The organism is Rhodosalinus halophilus, from assembly GCF_003298775.1.
In the GTDB taxonomy this organism is placed as follows: Bacteria; Pseudomonadota; Alphaproteobacteria; order Rhodobacterales; family Rhodobacteraceae; genus Rhodosalinus; species Rhodosalinus halophilus.
In genome coordinates this window covers 46,084-65,010 of sequence record NZ_QNTQ01000005.1, presented here as the reverse complement: position 1 = coordinate 65,010, position 18,927 = coordinate 46,084, and the positions used below count along the sequence as shown (strand labels likewise).

Genomic DNA, 18,927 nt, shown 5'->3' with positions numbered 1-18,927 from the left:
AGACCTTGCGCTTCAACAGGCTCCGCCTTTCCGGTTTCAAGAGCTTCGTCGATCCGACCGAACTGGTGATCGCCGAGGGGCTGACCGGCGTGGTCGGCCCCAACGGCTGCGGCAAGTCCAACCTGCTGGAGGCGCTGCGCTGGGTGATGGGCGAGAACCGGCCCACCGCGATGCGCGGCGGCGGCATGGAGGACGTGATCTTCGCGGGCACGGCGCGTCGCCCGGCGCGCAACTTCGCCGAGGTCTCGCTCACGCTCGACAATTCCGAGCGGCTCGCGCCCTCGGGCTTCAACGACGACGACGTGCTCGAGATCACCCGCCGCATCACCCGCGACGTGGGCTCCGCCTACAAGGCGAACTCCAGGGACGTGCGCGCGCGGGACGTGCAGATGCTCTTCGCGGACGCCTCGACCGGCGCGCATTCCCCGGCGCTTGTCCGCCAGGGGCAGATCGCGGAACTGATCAACGCCAAGCCGGCCGCGCGGCGCCGCATCCTGGAAGAGGCCGCCGGCATCTCGGGCCTCTATCAGCGGCGGCACGAGGCGGAGCTCAAGCTGAAGAACACCGAGGCGAACCTCTCGCGCGTGGACGACGTGATCGAGCAGCTCGCACAGCAGCTCGCGCAGCTCGCGCGGCAGGCGAAACAGGCCGCGCGCTACCGGCAGCTCTCGGAAGAGCTCCGGCAGGCCGAGGGCAGCCTGCTCTATATCCGCTGGCGCGACGCGGATGCCGGGCGCGCGGCCGCGCAGGCCGCGCTCCGGGAGGCTACGGCCGAAACCGCGCGCGCCGAGGCCGCCGCACGCAAGGCCGCGTCCGAGCGCGAGGCGGCCGATGCCGCGCTGCCGCCCCTGCGCGAGGAAGAGTCCATCGCGGCCGCGGTGCTCCAGCGTCTCGAGGTGGAGCGCGCGACCCTCGCGCAGGAGGAAGAGCGCGCGCGGGGCGCCGTCGAGACCCTGGAGGGCCGCATCGCACAGCTCTCGCGCGACCGCGAGCGCGAGGCCCAGCTCACCGGCGATGCGGGCGAGACGATCCGCGCGCTGGAGATCGAGGCCGACGAACTGGCTGCTGCCGGGGAGGGCCACGAGGAGCGCCTCGCCGCGGCGGAAGCGGCGGCGGAAGAGGCCGCCAGGGCGCTGGCCGACAAGGAAGAGGAACTCGACGCGGCCAACGACGCCGTCGCTCGGCTCGCAGCCCGCCACCATGCGGCCGAGCGACTGGTGGAGGATTGCCGCAAGACGCTGGCGCGGAACGAGGCGGAGGCTGCACGCGCGCGTGACGAGGCTGAAGGCCACCGCGCGCGGCTCGAGACCGCAGAGGACGATCTGGCCACGGCCCGGGAGGCGGCCGCGCAGGCCGAAACCACCGCGGCGGAGGCCGAACGGACGCTGGCCATGGCCGACGAGGCGCGGGGCACAGCCCAGGCCCGCGAGGCCGAGGCACGCGCCGAGCGTTCGGCCGCCGAGGGCGAGCTCAGCGCGCTCGAAGCGGAACATGCCGCGCTCGCGCGGGTGGTGTCACGCGACACCGCCGAGGGCGGTGCGGTCATCGACCGCCTGCAGGTCGAGCAGGGCTTCGAGAAGGCGCTGGGCGCCGCGCTGGCCGACGATCTGCGCGCGCCAGAGGTCGATCCTCAAGGGGCCTCCGGCTGGTTGCCCCTGCCGCCCTACGACCAGGAGCAGCCGCTCCCCGAAGGTGTGACGCCGCTCGACAGGCATGTGTCGGTGCCGGAAGTTCTGGTGCGCCGGATGGGCCAGATCGGCCTTGTCGACGCACAAGAGGGCGCGCGCCTGCAGCCGCTGCTGAAACCCGGCCAGCGGCTCGTCAGCCTCGCGGGCGACCTGTGGCGCTGGGACGGGTTCACGGCCTGGTCGGGCGATGCGCCCACGGCGGCCGCGCTGCGCCTCGAACAGCTCAACCGGCTCGAGGCGCTCAAACAGGAGATGGCGCGCGCCACGGCGCGGCTCGACGGCGCGCGCGACGCGCATCAGTCGCTGGCGGCGAGGCTTCGGGAGCTCACCGAGGCCGACGCGCAGGCGCGCGAGGCGCGGCGCAAGGCCGACGCCCGCTCGGCCGAGGCGGCCCGCGCCCTCAGCAAGGCCGAGGCGGAGCGCAACCTCGCCGCCGGACGGCTGGAGAGCCTGCGCCTCGCGGCCGCACGCCACGAGGAGGAGGCCGAGGCGGCCCGTGCCCGCCTGCAGGAGGCCGAAGCGGCGCTGGCCGCGCTGGACGATCCGGCGAAGGGCCGGGCCGAGCTCGAGACGTTGCGCAAGGCGGTCGAGGCCGCGCGCGCCGAGATGATGACCCGTCGCGGCGCCCACGACACGCTGCGCCGAGAGGGCGAGGCGCGCGCGGCGCGTGCCAAGACGGTGGCCCGCGAACTCGACGGCTGGCAGCGGCGGCTCGCGACGGCGAACGAGCGGGCCGCCGAGCTTTCGGAGCGCCTGCAGGCCGCGGAGGCCGAGCTCGAGACCGCACGGGAGGTGCCGGCGCAGGTCGCGGCGCGGCGGGAGGATCTCGCGCGCTCGCTGCGCGATGCCGAGGCGCGCCGCACGGCCGCTGCGGACGCCCTCGCCGCGGGCGAGGCGGAGAGCCGCGCCGCCGGCACCGCGGAGCGGGAGGCCGAGCGCGCGGCAGCCGACGCGCGCGCCGCCGAGGCGGCGGCCTCGGCGCGCGCCGAGGCCGCGACGGAGGCCGCCGAAGAGGCCGAGGCGCGCATTTCCGAGGCCTACGAGACGGGGACGGCGGGTCTGCTGGAGCGGCTGGGCGTTGAGCCGGAGGCCCTGCCGGACGCCGAGACGCTCGAGGCGCAGGTCGCCCGAATCAAGCGCCAGCGCGACGCGCTGGGCGCAGTGAACCTGCGCGCCGAAGAGGATGCGCGCGCCGTGCAGGAGGAGCACGACACGCTGGCGCAGGAGAAGGCCGACCTCGAGGAGGCGGTGAAGAAGCTCCGCGCCGGCATCGCCGCGCTCAACCGGGAGGGGCGCGAGCGGCTGCTCACCGCCTTCGAGCAGGTGAACGCGAATTTCTCGATGCTCTTCACCCATCTCTTCAACGGCGGCGAGGCGAAGCTCGTCATGGTCGAATCCGACGACCCGCTGGAAGCGGGCCTCGAGATCATGTGCCAGCCGCCGGGCAAGAAGCTCTCGACCCTCTCGCTGCTCTCGGGCGGCGAGCAGACGCTGACGGCGCTCGCGCTGATCTTCGCCGTCTTCCTGGCCAACCCCGCGCCGATCTGCGTGCTCGACGAGGTGGACGCGCCGCTCGACGACGCGAACGTCACCCGTTTCTGCGACCTTCTGGACGAGATGCGGCGGCGCGCGGACACGCGCTTCCTCATCATCACGCACCATGCGGTGACGATGTCGCGGATGGACCGGCTCTTCGGCGTGACCATGGTGGAGCAGGGGGTGAGCCAGCTCGTGAGCGTGGATCTCAAACGCGCCGAGAAGCTCGTGGCGTGACCCGGCCTGTGCCAGGCGGCGCGCGCGTGCCGCGCGCACGTCCTCTGGCACTGCGTGCGGCGGGGGCGCTGCCGCCGTCGCGCGTGCCGCGCGAGGGATCCGCGGCTTGCGGCAGGGCGTGCGACGGGCGAGAACGGGCCGGAGCGAGCGGAGGCGGCATGGCGGATCTTTTGGAGCGACTGGGCGAGATCGTCGGCGCGGGGCAGGTGATGACCGGGCCAGACATGGCCGGTTACGCGCAGGACTGGACCGGCGCCTGGGTTTCGGCGCCGCTCTGCGTGGTGCGGCCTGCGACCACGGCGGAGATCGCCGCGGTGGTGCGGCTGGCCAACGAGGTGGGCGTGCCGGTGGTGCCGCTGGCCGGCAACACGGGGCTCAATGGCGGTGCAGTCGCGGAGGGGGCGATCCTGCTGTCGGTGGAGCGCATGAGCCGGATCCGCGAGATCCGGCCGGAGGCGCGTATCGCCATCGTCGAAGCCGGCGTCGTGCTGGAACGTCTGCACGAGGCGGCGGGGCAGCACGGCCTCGCCTTTCCGCTGACCTTCGGCGCCAAGGGCTCGGCGATGATCGGCGGCGTGCTTTCGACCAACGCGGGGGGCTCGAACGTGCTGCGCTACGGCAACACGCGGGATCTGTGCCTCGGGCTGGAGGCGGTGCTGCCGACGGGCGAGGTCGTGGACCTGATGAGCGAGCTTCACAAGGACAACTCGGGTTACGACCTGCGGGACCTGCTGATCGGCGCCGAGGGCACGCTCGGGATCATCACGGCCGCGGTGCTGAAGCTTGTGCCGCGCCCGCGCGCCTATGCCACGGCGATGGTCGCGGTGGCCTCGCTGGACGCGGGGCTTGCGCTGCTCAACCGCCTGCAGGAGGCGACGGGTGGCGCGGTGGAGGCCTGCGAATACATGCCGCGCGCCTACATGGAGGCGCTGCTCGCGCATGATCCGGCTCTGAAGCCGCCCTTCGCGGAGAGCCATGACGTGAACCTGCTGGTCGAGGTGGGCGCCACGGCGCCGCGCGACGCAGACCCTGGGCCCGACGGCACGGTGCCTGTGCAGGCCTATCTGGAGGCGATCCTCGGCGATCTCTTCGAGGAAGGCGCGGTGCTGGATGCCGTGGTGGCGCAGAACGACACGCAGCGCGCCGAGATGTGGGCCCGCCGCGAGCGGGCGGCGGAGGTGGCGCTCGCGCCCGGACCCGTCGCGGTGAACGACATCGCCGTGCCGCTCGACCGGGTCGGGCCCTTTCTCGCGCGGGCCGACGCCGCTGTGGCGGCGCTCGATCCCGCGGCGGTTGCGTTGCCGGTGGCGCACCTGGGCGACGGCAATATCCACTACGCCGTGCGGCTGTCGCAGGGGGATGCCGGGCTCAAGGAGGCGGTCGTGGAGGCCGTGGAGGAGATCGTGCGCGAGATGGGCGGCAGCTTCTCCGCCGAACACGGCATCGGGCTGGCCAAGCTGCCCTCGATGCGCCGGCGCAAGGACGCGGCGGCGCTCGCGGCGATGCGCGCGATCAAGGCGGCGCTGGATCCCGCGGGCGTGATGAACCCGGGCAAGGTGCTTCCCGACTGAGGTGCGGCGAGGGCGGCTGTCGGCCCCCTCTGCCGCTGGCGCGGGCTTCACCCGCGAGGATATTCCGGACGAGGCAGAAGGGCGGGAGCCGTTCAGGCTGCGCGCCAGTCGAAGAATCCGGGGCCGGCCTGTCCGAGCAGCTTGCGCGCCATCTCGCGTCCCAGGTCCGGGCCGTCCTCCACCGGCGCGCGCGCATCGTCGGAAAGGCATTCGGAGCCGTCGGGGCGCAGGATCTCGCCGCGCAGGCGCAGCGTGCCGCCATGCACCTCGGCGAGCCCGGCGATCGGCGTCTCGCAGGAGCCGTCGAGTTCGGCGAGAAAGGCGCGCTCGGCGGCCAGCAGCGTCGCGGTGGGCGCATCGTGGATTGCGGCGAGCATGTCCGCGGTGCGTGCGTCGTCCTCGCGCCGCTCGATGCCGATGGCGCCCTGCGCGACCGCGGGCAGCATGTCGTCGGGCGAGATCGGCCCGCGCGCGACATGCGCCATGTCGAGGCGGTTGAGGCCCGCCATGGCAAGGAAGGTCGCGTCTGCGACGCGGTCCTCGAGCTTTCTCAGCCGGGTCTGAACATTGCCGCGGAACTCCACCACGGTGAGGTCCGGCCTGCGCCAGAGCAGCTGCGCGCGGCGGCGCAGCGAGCTCGTGCCCACGACGGTACCGTCGGGCAGATCCGCGAGCGCGGGGTGGCGATGGCTGACGAAGGCGTCGCGCATGTCCTCGCGCGGCAGGTAGGTGTCGAGCGTGAGGCCCTCCGGCTGCGCGACGGGCATGTCCTTCATCGAGTGCACGGCGATGTCGATGGCGCCGTCGATCAGCGCCTGCTCGATCTCGCGCGTGAAGAGGCCCTTGCCGCCGATCTCCTTGAGCGGGCGGTCGAGGACCGCGTCGCCTGTGGTCTTGATCTTGACGACCTCGAAGGCGGAGACGGGCAGGTCGAAGGCCGCGGCGAGGCGGTCGCGGGTCTCGTGCGCCTGCGCGAGCGCGAGCGGCGAGCCCCGGGTGCCGATCTTCATCGGCGCGTCGGGAGAGGGCAGGGCGATGCTCATGGCCCCGGTCTAAGGCTGTCAGGCGCGGCTGACAAGCGCTTGCTGTCTTGACAGCCGGCGCAGGGGCGGCGACCCCTTGGCGGGAGTTGCGGAAGGGGCGGAGATGGCCGAGACGAAGACGATCCTCAGGGCGCTGGCGGGCGAGACCTTGCCCGTACCGCCGATCTGGATGATGCGGCAGGCCGGGCGCTATCTGCCCGAATACCGCGCAACGCGGGCGAAGGCGGGCGATTTCCTGTCGCTGTGTTATACGCCCGAGCTCGCCGCCGAGGTCACGCTGCAGCCCATCCGGCGCTACGGCTTCGACGCCGCGATCCTCTTCGCCGACATCCTGCTGCTGCCCCAGGCGCTGGGCGCGGAGCTGTGGTTCGTCACGGGCGAGGGGCCGCGGCTTTCGACCCTGACGACCGAGGCGGAGTTCGAGGCGCTGAAGCCCGCCGCGGCCGTGCACGAGACGCTGAACCCGGTCTACGAGACCGTGCGCATCCTGTCGCGCGAGCTGCCCGCCGAGACGACGCTCATCGGCTTCGCGGGCGCGCCCTGGACGGTGGCGACCTACATGGTGGCGGGCCGGGGAACGCCGGATCAGGGTCCGGCGCACAAGCTCAAGGACGAGAATCCCGCGCTCTTCGACCGCCTGATCGCGCGGCTCGAGGAGGGGACCGTCGAATACCTCTCGCGGCAGGTCGAGGCGGGCGCCGAGGTGGTCAAGGTCTTCGACAGCTGGGCGGGATCGCTGCAGGGCGACGATTTCGAGCGCTATGCGCTCGAGCCCTGCCGCCGGATCACCGCAGCGCTGAAGGAGCGGCACCCGGGCCTGCCGGTGATCGGCTTCCCGCGAGGCGCCGGAGCGCGCTACGAGGGCTTCGCGCAGGCGACCGGCATCGATTGCGTGGCGCTCGACGACGGGGTGACGCCGGAATGGGCGGCAGAGCACGTGCAGCGGGACGGCTGCGTGCAGGGCAATCTCGCCTCGTCGCACATGGTCACGGGGGGCGAGGCGCTGGTGGAGGAGACGCGGCGCATCCTGCGCGCCTTCTCCGGCGGCCCGCACATCTTCAATCTCGGCCACGGGATCACGCCCGACGCCGACCCTGCCAACGTGCAGCTGATGATCGACACGGTGCGCGGCGGCTGAAGCGAAAATCTTTCGGACGAAAGATTTCTCCCTTCGGTCGTGCGCTGCCCGCGGATTTTTGTACGAAAATTCGCCGGGCTCAGTAGTCGCGTTCGAAGAAGATGCCGAGGCTCGAGTCGCCGTCGTTGGAGACCCCGCCGCGCACGGTGATGTCCGGCGTCAGATCGAGATTGAGATTGACCTGGGAGCGCCCGCCGCTCTCGACGGTCACGTCCGTGTATATGTTCTCGGACAGATACTTGCCGACGCGCACGGCGGTCCCGCCGTCCTCGCCCTGCGTGATGTCGAGATCGTCCACCCCGAGCCCGCTGCGCAGCGAGGTGAAGGCGCCGTTGCCGCGGCCGGTGAGCGTGGCCACGCCGCTGGCGAGCTGGACGAGTTGCAGCGCGGAAAGCTCCTCGATGCTCCTGCCGAAGAGCAGCTGCGCCAGCACCTCGTCCTCCGGCAGCTCGGGGGAGGACGCAAAGCGCACATCCGGGCTGTCCGCCTGTCCCTCGACGATGATCGAGATCGTCACGTCGTCGCGTTCGGTCGTCACGACGAGGCGCAGGAAGGGGTCGAAATCGCCCTCGATCCGCGCGATCCCCTCGGTGAGCTGGAAGCGCTGGCCCAGCAGGTCCAACCGCCCGCGAACGAGCTCGAAGCCCCCCTGCGGGATGGGCGCGGAGGTTGTCCCGGTGATCCGCAGCGTGCCGCCGAGTTCGGCGTCGAGACCGCGCCCGCGCACGAAGATCTGCGACGGTGCGCTGATCGTCAGGTCGAGCGGATAGGGGCGTGCCGTGCCGCCGGATCCGTTGCGCTCGGCGGGCGTGCCGGTCGGGGTGATATTCGCGTAGGAGAGCGTGCGTCGGACCGCCGGCGGCGGCGCGATGTGGCGGACCTCCGGCAGGGCGCCGAGCGCGGAGACGCCGCTCGACGGCACGCGGATCTCGGCGCGCGGCAGGGTCAGCCGGCCGGTGATCGCCGCGCCTCCCGCGAGCGGCCCCTCAATCGAGATGGTCCCGGTCACGGTGGTCTCGTAGAGTTGCGGGTCGCGCAGCACCACGCCTTCGAGGCGGATGTCGAGATCGCCCCGGAAGGGCGGATCCAGAGCCACACGCCCGCCGGCCGTGATGCGGCCGCCGTCGGAGGGCCGGGCCGTCACGTCGAGATCCGCTCTGCCGCCGGAGAGAGCGACGGTCGCGCGGATCGGGTCGAGCGTGAGCCGCAGGGTCGGCGCCGAGAGCCGCGCGCCTTCGGTCGTGATGCGCCCCGAGACGGAGGACAGCCGCGGCGGACCGGAGACCCGAAGGTCGAACCTGGCCACGCCCTCGACCCGCTGTGTGGCGAGCAGGACATTGGCAAGGCCGAGCGGCGCCGTGCCCCGCACCGAGAGGTCGAGGCGGAAGTCGTTGGCCACCAGACCTTCGATGCGTCCCACGGTCCCGCCGGGCCCGGTGGCGTTCGCCGCCACGCGCCAGCCCGCGTCCACCGCCCGGGCGGTGCCCTCGAGCGTGGCCGGACCGGAGAAGTCCGGCGCGATGGCGCCCACGTCCGCGAGGCGCAGTTCGTAGTCGACGCCCCCCGTGTCGCCCGAGGCGCGGGCCGTGAGGTTGGGATTGTCGATTCGCAGGCGCGGCACCGTCAGGCGGCCGTCGGCGTCGCGCTGCGCCTCGACCGCAAGCTGCGTGGTGCCGCCCAGCAGCGCGTCGAGCGCGTCGTCGCCAAGGCGGATGTCGCGCAGGGTGCCTTCGGCGTCCACATCGAACGTCCCGGCCGCCGGTGCGGCGGTCCCCGAGAGCGACAGCGCCGCCGATCCGCGCAGCCGCCGCCCGGCGAGGCCGGAGAAGCGCTCGAGCGGCCCCGAGACGAACCGCAGATCGAAGCTCGCCTCCGGCGCGTCGAGCGGCGCCGCGAGGGTGACATCCCCCTCGAGCCGCGCCGCGTCGGACATCGCCGAGAGGCCCGTGAGCGTCAGGCCCTCCGTCGCCTCGTAGGCGAAGTCGGTGGCGATCCGCGCGCTTTGGCCCAGCGCGGCGGCCAGGTCCGGATCCTCGGCGGCGATGCCCTGCGCCGCGATCTCGAGCGACCCCGCGGCGGCCCGCGGCACGGTGGCGCCTTCGGGAAGGTCCAGCGTACCGCCGCCGTCCAGGCGGAGGGCTTCGGCCGATACGCCGCCGCTCCAGTCCGGCGCGGCGAGACGCGCCGCGGCGCGCCATGTGCCGGCCTCTCCGTCGAGACCGAGCTCGACGCCGCCGTCGTCCAGCGTCAGCCGACCCTGCGGACCCAGCGGAATGACCGCCGGCCCGCCGGCAGGGCCTGAAACCTCTCCCTCGAGCACGAGAGACGACACCCCCGCGCCGCGCAGCACGGCGCGGCCCGACACGCGCGCGCGCCCTGCACCCTCGCCGGTGGGCGAAAGCAGCGAGAGATCCTTCAGTTCGGCACGGTAGGTGAGCCGGCTGTCCTCGCTCGCGGCTTCGCCCGAGGCGGTCGCGGCGATCCCGCTCGTGTCGATCTCGAGCCGCTCGAGCGTCACGCCGGTCTCGTCCCGCCGCGCGGCGACGTCGAGCGTGCTGGGCCCCGCGAGAAGCCTGTCGGCGGTGGGGTCGCCCACGGCGAGGTCGCGGCCGCTGCCCGTCACAGAGAGGTCGAAGGCGCCCGAGAGCGGCGTCACGGTGCCGGCGATTCTCACGTCGGCGCTACCGCCGATCTCGCGCCCGGCCAGCGGCGCGAAGCGCGACAGATCCTGCGCCGCCAGCTGCGTGTCCAGCGCGGCCTCGAAGCCGGCCGAGAGACCCGAGAGGGTAATGTCGCCACCAAGCTCGTAATCTTCGCCGCGCAGGTCGAGTGCCGAAATGCGCAGCGGACCGCCACCCGCGTAGCCGACCGTCGCCCTGCCCCGCAGCTCTGCGCCCAGCGCCGCGGCGATTGCCGGGTCGTCGAGGCCGAGCCCCGTGCCGGTGAAGGCGAGGTCGGCCGCCAGGCGACCGGGTGTCCCTTCGCCTGGCGGGCGCAGCGTGCCATCGCCGTCGAGCCGGAAGGCCACGGCGTTGAGGTCCGGGCTCTCGAGTTCCAGCACGCTGATGCCGCCCTGCCAGGTTTCGCCCGCCGCGGCATCATAGCTGAAGGTCAGATCGGCGCTCTCGATACGCGTCTCGCCGCCCGCGACCGGCAGGGTGACGGGGGTGCCGTCAGGTGCGGCGATCCGGCCGGAGAGCAGCGCGCTGCGCGGCCAGCCGTCGCTGCCCAGACTGAGCTGCCCGTCCAGCAGGATCGAGCGTGCGTCGAGCGCGAGGTTGTCCAGGTCCAGCGCCCCGTCCGGGTGGCGGCGGGCCAGGGCCTGAAGCTGGATATCGTCGCCGAAGAAGCCGCGCAATTCGGGGGCGAAGAGCGCCGTCAGATCGCCCGACAGGTCGAGCGCGGCCCGCCAGACGCCGGGGTCCGTCGCGCCGGTCTCCGGGCCGCGGAGCGAGACCCCGCCGGCGAGACGCTCCTGCCCGTCGCTGGACAGGCTGATGTCGATGTCGAGCGTGGCCACGGCGCCCGCGCCCTGCGCCTCCAGCTGCAACGGCGGCGCGCCGGGAATGCCAAGCCGGGTCGCCACGATGCCCTCCGGCCCCTCGTCGAAGCGCAGGTCGAAATCGGCCGTCCTTGCCTCGGCGTCATAGTCGGCCGAGAGCGCGAAGACGCCGCGCGCGCCGTCGATCCGCTCGGCCCGCAGCGCGGCGGAGGCCGTCCCGCCCCCACGTTCTAGGCTCGCCTGCCCCTCCAGGGTCAGAACCACCGCCTCGCCCAGCACCGGCGCGCCGAGCGACACCTCCTCGGCCTCGATGGTCCCGATGTTCACCGAGACCGGCAGTTGCGGCAGGCTGAAAGGCCTGGCCTCGGGCTGCGGCAGGGCCGCTTCCTCCTCGGTCTGCGGCAGGCGCGGAAGATCGATCCGCGCGGCCGAGAAGGTGTTGACGCTGAGGCGTCGGCGCAGAAGCGCCGCGCGGTTCCAGTCCAGCACGATGTCCTCGGCGGTGAACCAGACGCCCTCGGCATCCGCGATCGTCATCCGCTCGATCGTGGCGCGGCTCGACAGCGCGCCCTCGAAACCGGTGATCTGCACGTCCCGGCCCGCCCCGGACAGCGAGTCCTGCAGGAGCCGCGTGAGACGGCCGGGATCGTCGTCCTGAGCCGCGGCGCGTTGCGGCAGGGCCAGCGCGAGGGCGATCAGCACGAGGCCGGCGGCTATGCGCAGCGACCGCATCAGAACGCCTGCCCGATGCCGATGTAGAAGAACAGATCCTGGCCGGCGTCGCCGCCCGTCACCGGCGTCGCCACGTCGAGGCGGATCGGCCCCAGCCCCGTGTCGTAGCGAACGCCGAGGCCCGCGCCGGCGTGACTGGGGCTGTCGGCGTCGGGGAAGGCATCGCGCCCGATGTAGCCGCGGTCGTAGAAGCCGACGACGCTGAAGTTCTCCGAGACCCGGGTCCGCAGTTCGGCCGAGAGCCCGACGAAGGAGCGACCGCCGGAGATGTCGCGCAGGCTCGGCACGAAGATGCCGAGCGACTGGTAGTCCTGTCCGCGCACCGTGCCCCCGCCGCCGGAAAAGAACAGGTCGTCGGGCACCGCCTCGCGCAGATCCGGGCCGACGAGCGTGCCCAGCTGGAGCCGCCCGGCCAGCACGACGCGGTCGTTCGGCCCGAAGCCGCGATAGGCGCGCGCATCGGCGGTCAGCCGAAGGCCCGAGGCGCCGCCGTCGAGCGCCGCGAACGGCATCGCGGTGCCCGACAGATAGTAGCCCGAGGCCGGGTTCAGCTCGCTGTCGCGCCGGTCGTATTCCGCCCGCAGCGGCAGGATCAGATGCGTATAGCTTCGCGTGCCGAAGAGCGTTTCGCTCTCCGCGTAACGAAGGCCCGCGCCGCCGAAGACCTCCAGCCGGTCGGTCAGGATGCGGTCGAGGCCCACGACGAACTCGGCGGTGTCGCTGCCGAACTGCGGCTCATCGAGGCTTTCGAGCTCGAAATGGATCAGCAGGTCGCTGTCGGGGCTGAGGGTCGCGGGCCTGCGGAACTCGGTGCGCAGGCGGTAGTCGATGCCCTCCGCGCCGCCGTCGATCCCGGCGACCTCGCCCTCGATGCGGAAGCGCTCCGCGCCGCCAAGCAGGTTGCGGTGCAGCCAGTAGGCCGAGAGCGTCGCGCCCTCGACCGAGCTCAGCTCGGCGCCGAAACCGATGCGCCGCGGCGGCGCCTCGCTGACGGTGGCCTCGATGTCGAGCGTGTCGTCCGGGCGCGCGCTATCGGCCTCGCGCAGCGCGACGGCGGAGAAGGCCTCGGTGCGGCGCAGCCTGCGGGTCGATCGGTCGATCTCTTCGGGGTGAAAGACCTCTCCGGTCGGCAGCCCGGCGATGGCGCGGATGCGCTCGGTGCGCACATCCTCGTTGCCGGAGATGCGAAGCTGCCCGAAGCGGAGCCGCGGTCCGGGATCGACACCGATCGCCACATCCAGACGGTTCGCCGGGTGGCGCGCCGCGATGTCGCTGCGCGCGATGCGCGCCTTCGCGTGGCCCACCTCGCGCCAGTCCGCGATCGCACCGTCGATGGCGGACTGCACGATCGCGGTGCGGGCGCCGTCGCCCGGCGTGAACCCCTCGGGCGGTGTGGTGCCGGGGGCGAGCGGACCGATCTGCGCGCGGCCGAAGGCGAAGCGGCGGTTCTGCCGGATCCGGTAGAGCACCTCGTCCACCCGCGCGGGCGCAGTAAAGGGCGAAAGCTCTGCCGCCTCGCGCCCGTCGACCAGGATCGACACTGTGCCGCCGAAATAGCCTTCGTCATAGAGCACGGTCAGAACGCGCTGATAATCCGCCTGCGCGGCGGCCACGATGTCCTGCGCGGTCGGATCGTCGGTGCGGATGAGTTCTTTCGTCAGCAGCGCGCCCTCGAGCTTCTCGCGGAGCTGCTTGTCAGAGCGCGGAATATCGATGCGCACGTCCTGCGCAAGCGCCGCCGGCGCGGCGAGCGCGGCGAGGGCGAGCGCGACCCTCGTGATGTTTCGGAATATGGGGCGAGGCAGGCGCAAGCTCACTCCGGACGGACGCGACGGGCTGGAGAGGACGATGGGGCATTCCGCGTGGGCGGGCAACAGCGATCGCCCCTGACCCGCAGTCATGCGCCCGGGTTCTCCCCGGCTGTCAGGAAATTCGCATGACGACATAGTGCGCGAGCGCGTCGAGCACATGCCGGAGTTCGTGATCGGGCAGCAGCGCGAGGGATGCGCGCGCCCGATCGGCCCAGCCCATCGCCTCGGCGCGCGTCGCGGCGAGCGCGTCATGACGCTCCAACAGCCTGCGCGCCGTCTCCAGATCGCCGTCGCGCTGGTCGCCGCGCTCGATGGTGCGCACCCAGAAGGCGCGCTCGTCGGCGTCCGCGGCAGCGACCGCCTTGATCAGTGGCATGGTCAGCTTCCGCTCGCGGAAATCGTCGCCGACGTTCTTCCCCGTGGCTCCCGCGTCGCCCTGCCAGTCGAGCAGATCGTCGGCGATCTGGAACGCGATTCCGAGCGCGTCGCCATACTCGGACATGGCACGCTGGGCGGCCGCGTCCGCGCCGGCGATCACCGCCCCCGACTCCGTGGCCGCCGCGAAGAGCGCGGCTGTCTTGCCCCGGACCACCTGCAGGTAGATCTCCTCGGTGGTGGCAAGGTTCTGCGCCGCCTGGAGTTGCAGAACCTCGCCCTCGGCGATGGTGGCGGCGGCGTCCGACAGGATGTCGAGCACGCGCAGCGACTCGGTCTCGACCATGAGCTGGAAGGCGCGCGCGAAGAGATAGTCGCCCACCAGCACGCTGGACTTGTTGTCCCAGAGCAGGTTCGCGGTGGGGCGCCCGCGGCGCTGGCGGCTTTCGTCCACCACGTCGTCATGCAGCAGCGTCGCCGTGTGGATGAACTCCACTGTCGCGGCGAGGCGGATGTGATGGCTGCCTTGGTAGCCGAAGAGCCGCGCGGCGGCCAGCGTGAGCATCGGGCGAAGGCGCTTGCCGCCGGCCTCGACGAGATGGGCGGTGACCTCGGGGATGCGTGGCGCGTGGCGCGAAGCCATGCGTTCGCGGATCAGGTCGTTGACCCGCTCCATCTCTTCGGCGAGCAGCGCCGAGAGGCGGTCCTGCGGCTTGCGCGCGGCGTGGTCCAGGCTCATCACTCCTCCGTGGCAGGACTCGACAGCGCGGGCCCCCTCGGCCTAACTGCCCCCCATGAAAGAGCTGCTGCGGACCAACGACATCGCGCTGATCGCCTATGTGCAGGCGCTCCTCCGGGCCGAGGATATAGAGGTGTTCGAGTTCGACGTAAACATGAGCGTCCTCGAGGGCTCCATCGGCATTTTGCCGCGGCGGCTGATGGTGCGCCAGAGCGACCATTTCCGCGCCGCGGCAATCCTGCGCGAGCACGAGATCCAGTTGCCCGGCGAGGGGTGATGCAGACCACCGAGGATGCGTTTCTCGGGGGCCGTCTCGTCGTTGAGCAACCCGCGCGCGGCTATCGTGCCGGCATCGACCCGGTCCTGATGGCGGCGGCCGTGCCTGCCCGTGCCGGCGACAGCGTGCTGGAGCTGGGCTGCGGCGTTGGCGTGGCCTCGCTGGCGCTGGGGATCAGGGTGCCTGGGCTCGCGCTGGCTGCGCTCGAGCTTCAGCCGGAGCTGGCCGCGCTGGCGCGGGCGAACGCGGCGCGCAACGAGGTCGCGCTCGAGGTCGTCGAGGGCGATGTCGCCCAGATGCCCGCGGCGCTGAAGGCCCGCCGCTTCGCGCATGTGATGCTCAATCCGCCCTGGTTCCCGCGCACGGCCTCGGTTCGGGCTGCCGACCCTGCCCGAGAGGCGGGGCTGGGCGAGACGGCCCCGCTCGAGGTCTGGCTGGCGGCGGCGGCGAAGCGGCTCGTGCCGCGCGGCACGCTGACGCTGGTTCACCGCGCCGAGCGGCTGCCGGAGATCCTCGCGGCGGCGCCGCGCGCGCTGGGCAGCGTGGAGCTGCTGCCGCTTCTGCCGCGCGAGGGCCGTGCGCCGCGGCTGATCCTGCTGCGCGCAAGGGCCGGCGGGCGGGCGCCGTTTCGCCTGCACGCTGGCCTCGTTCTGCACGAGGGCGCGGCGCACCCGGGTGATCGCGAACATTTCAGCGAGCGCGTTCGCGCCGTGCTGCGAGAGGGCGCGCCGCTCGACTTTTCGGCATGAGGTTGCGGACGCTGCCGATGCTGCTGCTGCGGCGTGACAGAGCGGCCGCTTTGTGGTGGACTGAAGGCGAACCGCGAGAGGAGGACGCCATGAGCCTGGACGCCCATGTCGAGGAACTGAAGAAACGGCACAAGGCCCTGTCGGACGAGGTGGAGGCCGCTCAGCGGTCGCCCGGGACGAGCGACCGGAAGATCGCGGATCTGAAGAAACGGAAACTCAGGCTGAAGGAAGAGATTCAGCGCCTCAGCGACCGGATCGGCTGAGGCGCGCAGTACGGCAGAACAGGCGACGCGTCTCGCCCGTCTGCTGGCCGGCCCCTGTGCAGGGCCGGCCAAAACGTCGCGCGTCGCGGGTCAGACGAAATACTGCCCGCCGTTGGCGCTGATCGTCGAGCCGGTGATGAAGCTCGCCTCGTCGGAAGCCAGGAAGGCCACGCAGCGCGCGATCTCTTCGGGCTCGCCGAGCCGGCCGACCGGGATCTGCCCGATGATCGCCTCGCGCACCTTTTCCGGCACCGCCATCACCATCTCGGTCGCGATGTAGCCGGGGCAGACCGCGTTCGCCGTGATGCCATAGCGCGCCCCCTCCTGCGCGAGGCTCTTGACGATACCCAGATCGCCGGCCTTGGTCGCGGCGTAGTTGGTTTGCCCGAACTGTCCCTTCTGCCCGTTGATCGAGGAGATCACGATCACCCGGCCGAACTTGCGCTCGCGCATCCCAGGCCAGACCGGATGGATGGTGTTGAAGACGCCGGTCAGGTTGGTGTCCACGACCTCTTTCCACTGCTCGGGCGTCATCTTGTGGAACGGCGCATCGCGCGTGATGCCGGCGTTGGCCACCACCACGTCGATGGGGCCGAGCTCTTCCTCGACCTTCGCGAGACCGTTCTTGGAGGCGTCGTAGTCCGCAACGTTCCACTTGTAGGTCTTGATGCCGGTCGCATCGGTGAAGGCCTTCGCCTTTTCGTCGTTGCCGGCATAGGTGGCGGCGACCTCGTATCCGTCGGCTTTCAGCCGTTTCGAGATCGCCTCTCCGATCCCGCGGCTGCCTCCGGTGACGAGTGCAACTCTGGCCATGTCGTTCCTCCAGTCTGAAAATGAATGTTGAAAGATTGCGTAGCTGGTGCGGCCCTTGCGCGCAACATTGTTGCGCGGTACTTTCCACCGGGTCGGCGGGTCAAGAAAAAGGGGCGCCGGAGCGCCCCTGCCGTGCTTTGGCCCGTCGTCTCAGCCGCGCTCCACGCACATGGCGACGCCCATGCCGCCGCCGATGCAGAGCGTGGCGAGGCCGCGCTTGGCGCCGCGGCGCTTCAGCTCGTAGAGCAGCGTGTTGAGGATGCGTGCGCCGGAGGCGCCGATCGGGTGGCCGATGGCGATGGCGCCGCCGTTCACGTTCACGATCTCCGGATCCCAGCCCATGTCCTTGTTGACGGCGCAGGCCTGCGCGGCGAAGGCCTCGTTCGCTTCGACGAGATCGAGATCCTCGGGCTTCCAGCCCGCCTTCTCCAGCGCCTTGCGGCTGGCGTTCACCGGCCCCATGCCCATGATCGAGGGGTCGAGCCCCGCCGTCGCGTAGGAGACGATGCGCGCCAGCGGCTCGATGCCGCGGCGCTCGGCCTCCTCGGCGGTCATGAGCAGCACGCCGGCGGCGCCGTCGTTGATCCCGCTCGCGTTCGCCGCCGTCACGCTGCCGTCCTTGGTGAAGGCGGGCCGCAATTTCTGCATGTTCTCTATGGTGGCACCGTGGCGGATGTATTCATCCTGCTCCACGACCGTGTCGCCCTTGCGGCCCTTGACCGTGACCGGCACGATCTCATCCTCGAAGCGGCCGCCCTTCTGTGCGGCTTCGGCCTTGTTCTGGCTCGCCAGCGCGAATTCGTCCTGCTGCTCGCGGCTGATCTGCCATTTCTCGGCGACGTTCTCGGCGGTCTGGCCCATGTGGTAGCCGTTGAAGGCGTCCCAGAGGCCGTCGCGGATCATCGTGTCGATGTAACTCACGTCGCCCATCTTGTGCCCGGTGCGCAGATGCGCGGCGTGCGGCGCGAGGCTCATGTTCTCCTGCCCGCCGGCGCAGACGATGTCGGCGTCGCCGAGCTGGATGTGCTGGGCGCCGAGGGCGACGGCGCGCAGCCCCGAGCCGCAGACCTGATTGATGCCCCAGGCGGCGGATTCGATCGGCAGACCCGCGTTCACATGCGCCTGGCGGGCGGGGTTCATGCCCTGCGCCGCGGTCAGCACCTGGCCCAGGATGGTCTCGCTGACCTCGCCCTTCTCGATGCCGGCGCGCTCCACCAGCGCCTCGAGCACGGTCTTGCCGAGATCGTGCGCGGGCACGCTGGCGAAGGATCCGTTGAAGCTGCCCACCGGGGTCCGGGCGGCAGAGGCGATTACGACGTTGGTCATGCTGTTCCTCCAGGCTGGGAGAGCGGCGGCGCCCGCGCCGGGGCCGCCTGTCGCCTGCGTGCATAAAGCATCTGCCGCGCCGCGGCAACGCGCGCGGGGCGCGCGCGGCGCAGTTGTCTGGCGGTTCCGCGCGTCCGGCGACGGCGGTCGGTTTCAGCCCGCTGCCCTGGTGTCCTCCGCCCAGGGCGGACGCGTCGTGGCGGCCGCGAAGTGATGCCCCTGCAGGCAGTTCACGCCCAGCCCGCGCAGCATCTCGGCCTCGGCCGCGCGCTCCACCTTCTGCGCGACGGTGAGCATGTCGAACTGCCGGGCGATCTCGACGATGGCGCGGGTGAGCACCTGATTGTCGGCATCGGCGTCGATGCCGCGCACGAACTGCGCGTCGATCTTGAGCACGTCGAAGGTGAAGCGCTTGAGGTGGCGCAGCGCGGTGTAGCCGGCGCCGAAGTTGTCAAGCGCGAAGGCGATGCCCCGGCTCTGCAGATCCGCCATGAAGCTCGCCACCACCTCCGGCATCAGCATTGTCGAAGTCTCCGTGATCTCGAGCACCAGGCGCTCGCCCAGCGAGGCGTCGCGCGCCAGCGCGCGATCGAGCGTCGCCCGCCAGCGCCGGTAGCCGATCGAGCGCGCCGACATGTTCACGGCCAGGCGCAGCCCGGGCGTGCGCGCGAGCGCCGCGAGCCCCTTCTCGAGCGCGATGCAGTCGATCAGCCGCCCGGTCTCCGTCTCCTCGACGGCGTGGATGAAATCGCGCGCCGGGATGATTCGCCCGGTTTCGTCCAGCACGCGCGCGAGCCCCTCCCAGAAGGCGGTGCGCGTCGGGTCCGCCGCCAAGACCACGGGCTGAAAGGCCATCAGCACCCGCCGGTGGCGCACCGCCTCCTCGACCATCTGCAGCGTCGCGCTGTCGCGCATGGCCACCGCCTGCGCGAGCGGGCTCGTTGCCTCGTGGGTGTGGTCCTGGAACGGCATCGCAACCTCCGTCGGAGACTCGCCCGAGGCTGTCCCATTCCGCATGAACGGCGGGTTAAGTGCCGCGCGGTTGACAGCCGCGACAGGGGGTGTATACGCGCCGCTTCATTGGTGTTGGCGGCCCCCGCAAGGGGATGCCTGTCGGCCGCGGGTCC

13 protein-coding genes are annotated in these 18,927 nt (G+C 71.8%); 6 read left to right on the top strand and 7 right to left on the bottom strand.

What is annotated here, in order from left to right:
• Positions 1-5: 5 nt before the first annotated feature.
• Together smc and DRV85_RS05465 are read left to right on the top strand one after the other, a co-directional pair.
• Positions 6-3,461, top strand: coding sequence for a chromosome segregation protein SMC (gene smc / locus DRV85_RS05470; protein ID WP_113288443.1), 3,456 nt, complete (start codon positions 6-8; stop codon positions 3,459-3,461).
• Positions 3,462-3,619: 158 nt separating this feature from the next.
• The gene (locus DRV85_RS05465) at positions 3,620-5,032 is read left to right on the top strand and encodes an FAD-binding oxidoreductase (RefSeq protein WP_113288442.1); all 1,413 of its coding nucleotides are present in this window, start codon (positions 3,620-3,622) and stop codon (positions 5,030-5,032) included.
• 92 nt (positions 5,033-5,124) lie between these two features.
• Here DRV85_RS05465 and hemC read toward each other — a convergent pair whose 3' ends face one another.
• Positions 5,125-6,075 carry a hydroxymethylbilane synthase gene (gene hemC / locus DRV85_RS05460; protein ID WP_113288441.1) on the bottom strand — a complete coding sequence of 317 codons (951 nt, stop codon included), beginning with the start codon at positions 6,073-6,075 and terminating at the stop codon, positions 5,125-5,127.
• Positions 6,076-6,178: 103 nt separating this feature from the next.
• On the opposite strand from hemC, the gene hemE reads away from it, so the two are divergent.
• Positions 6,179-7,213 (top strand): uroporphyrinogen decarboxylase, encoded by a 1,035-nt coding sequence (gene hemE / locus DRV85_RS05455; protein WP_113288440.1) that lies wholly within the window; start codon positions 6,179-6,181, stop codon positions 7,211-7,213.
• Between the two features lie 79 nt (positions 7,214-7,292).
• Here hemE and DRV85_RS05450 read toward each other — a convergent pair whose 3' ends face one another.
• The 3 genes from DRV85_RS05450 to DRV85_RS05440 all read right to left on the bottom strand — a co-directional run bounded on the left by DRV85_RS05450 (position 7,293) and on the right by DRV85_RS05440 (position 14,372).
• A complete protein-coding gene (locus tag DRV85_RS05450; RefSeq protein ID WP_113288439.1) occupies positions 7,293-11,447 on the bottom strand; it encodes a translocation/assembly module TamB domain-containing protein in 4,155 nt (1,384 codons plus the stop codon).
• Positions 11,447-13,258: an autotransporter assembly complex protein TamA gene (locus DRV85_RS05445; RefSeq protein ID WP_233495409.1), complete on the bottom strand. Its 1,812-nt coding sequence runs from the start codon at positions 13,256-13,258 to the stop codon at positions 11,447-11,449. The genes DRV85_RS05450 and DRV85_RS05445 overlap by 1 nt, the downstream gene beginning before the upstream one ends.
• A 112-nt stretch (positions 13,259-13,370) precedes the next feature.
• Positions 13,371-14,372, bottom strand: a complete 1,002-nt coding sequence (locus tag DRV85_RS05440) for a polyprenyl synthetase family protein (RefSeq protein ID WP_113288437.1) — start codon at positions 14,370-14,372, stop codon at positions 13,371-13,373.
• Between the two features lie 55 nt (positions 14,373-14,427).
• Here DRV85_RS05440 and DRV85_RS05435 point away from each other — a divergent pair, with 55 nt between their 5' ends.
• The 3 genes from DRV85_RS05435 (at position 14,428) to DRV85_RS05425 (ending at position 15,661) form a co-directional block, all read left to right on the top strand.
• On the top strand, positions 14,428-14,649 hold the full coding sequence (locus DRV85_RS05435; RefSeq protein WP_113288436.1) for a putative signal transducing protein: 222 nt from the start codon (positions 14,428-14,430) through the stop codon (positions 14,647-14,649).
• On the top strand, positions 14,649-15,398 hold the full coding sequence (locus DRV85_RS05430) for a tRNA1(Val) (adenine(37)-N6)-methyltransferase (protein ID WP_113288435.1): 750 nt from the start codon (positions 14,649-14,651) through the stop codon (positions 15,396-15,398). Before DRV85_RS05435 ends, DRV85_RS05430 begins: the two co-directional genes overlap by 1 nt.
• Before the next feature lie 89 nt (positions 15,399-15,487).
• Positions 15,488-15,661 (top strand): YdcH family protein, encoded by a 174-nt coding sequence (locus DRV85_RS05425; protein ID WP_113288434.1) that lies wholly within the window; start codon positions 15,488-15,490, stop codon positions 15,659-15,661.
• A gap of 90 nt (positions 15,662-15,751) precedes the next feature.
• Here the strand turns inward: DRV85_RS05425 and phbB are convergent, their stop codons facing one another.
• From phbB to DRV85_RS05410, 3 genes are all read right to left on the bottom strand, one after another.
• On the bottom strand, positions 15,752-16,474 hold the full coding sequence (gene phbB, locus DRV85_RS05420; RefSeq protein ID WP_113288433.1) for an acetoacetyl-CoA reductase: 723 nt from the start codon (positions 16,472-16,474) through the stop codon (positions 15,752-15,754).
• Positions 16,475-16,624: 150 nt separating this feature from the next.
• On the bottom strand, positions 16,625-17,800 hold the full coding sequence (locus DRV85_RS05415) for an acetyl-CoA C-acetyltransferase (RefSeq protein WP_113288432.1): 1,176 nt from the start codon (positions 17,798-17,800) through the stop codon (positions 16,625-16,627).
• 153 nt (positions 17,801-17,953) lie between these two features.
• Positions 17,954-18,772 carry an EAL domain-containing protein gene (locus DRV85_RS05410; protein WP_113288431.1) on the bottom strand — a complete coding sequence of 273 codons (819 nt, stop codon included), beginning with the start codon at positions 18,770-18,772 and terminating at the stop codon, positions 17,954-17,956.
• Positions 18,773-18,927 lie beyond the last annotated feature (155 nt).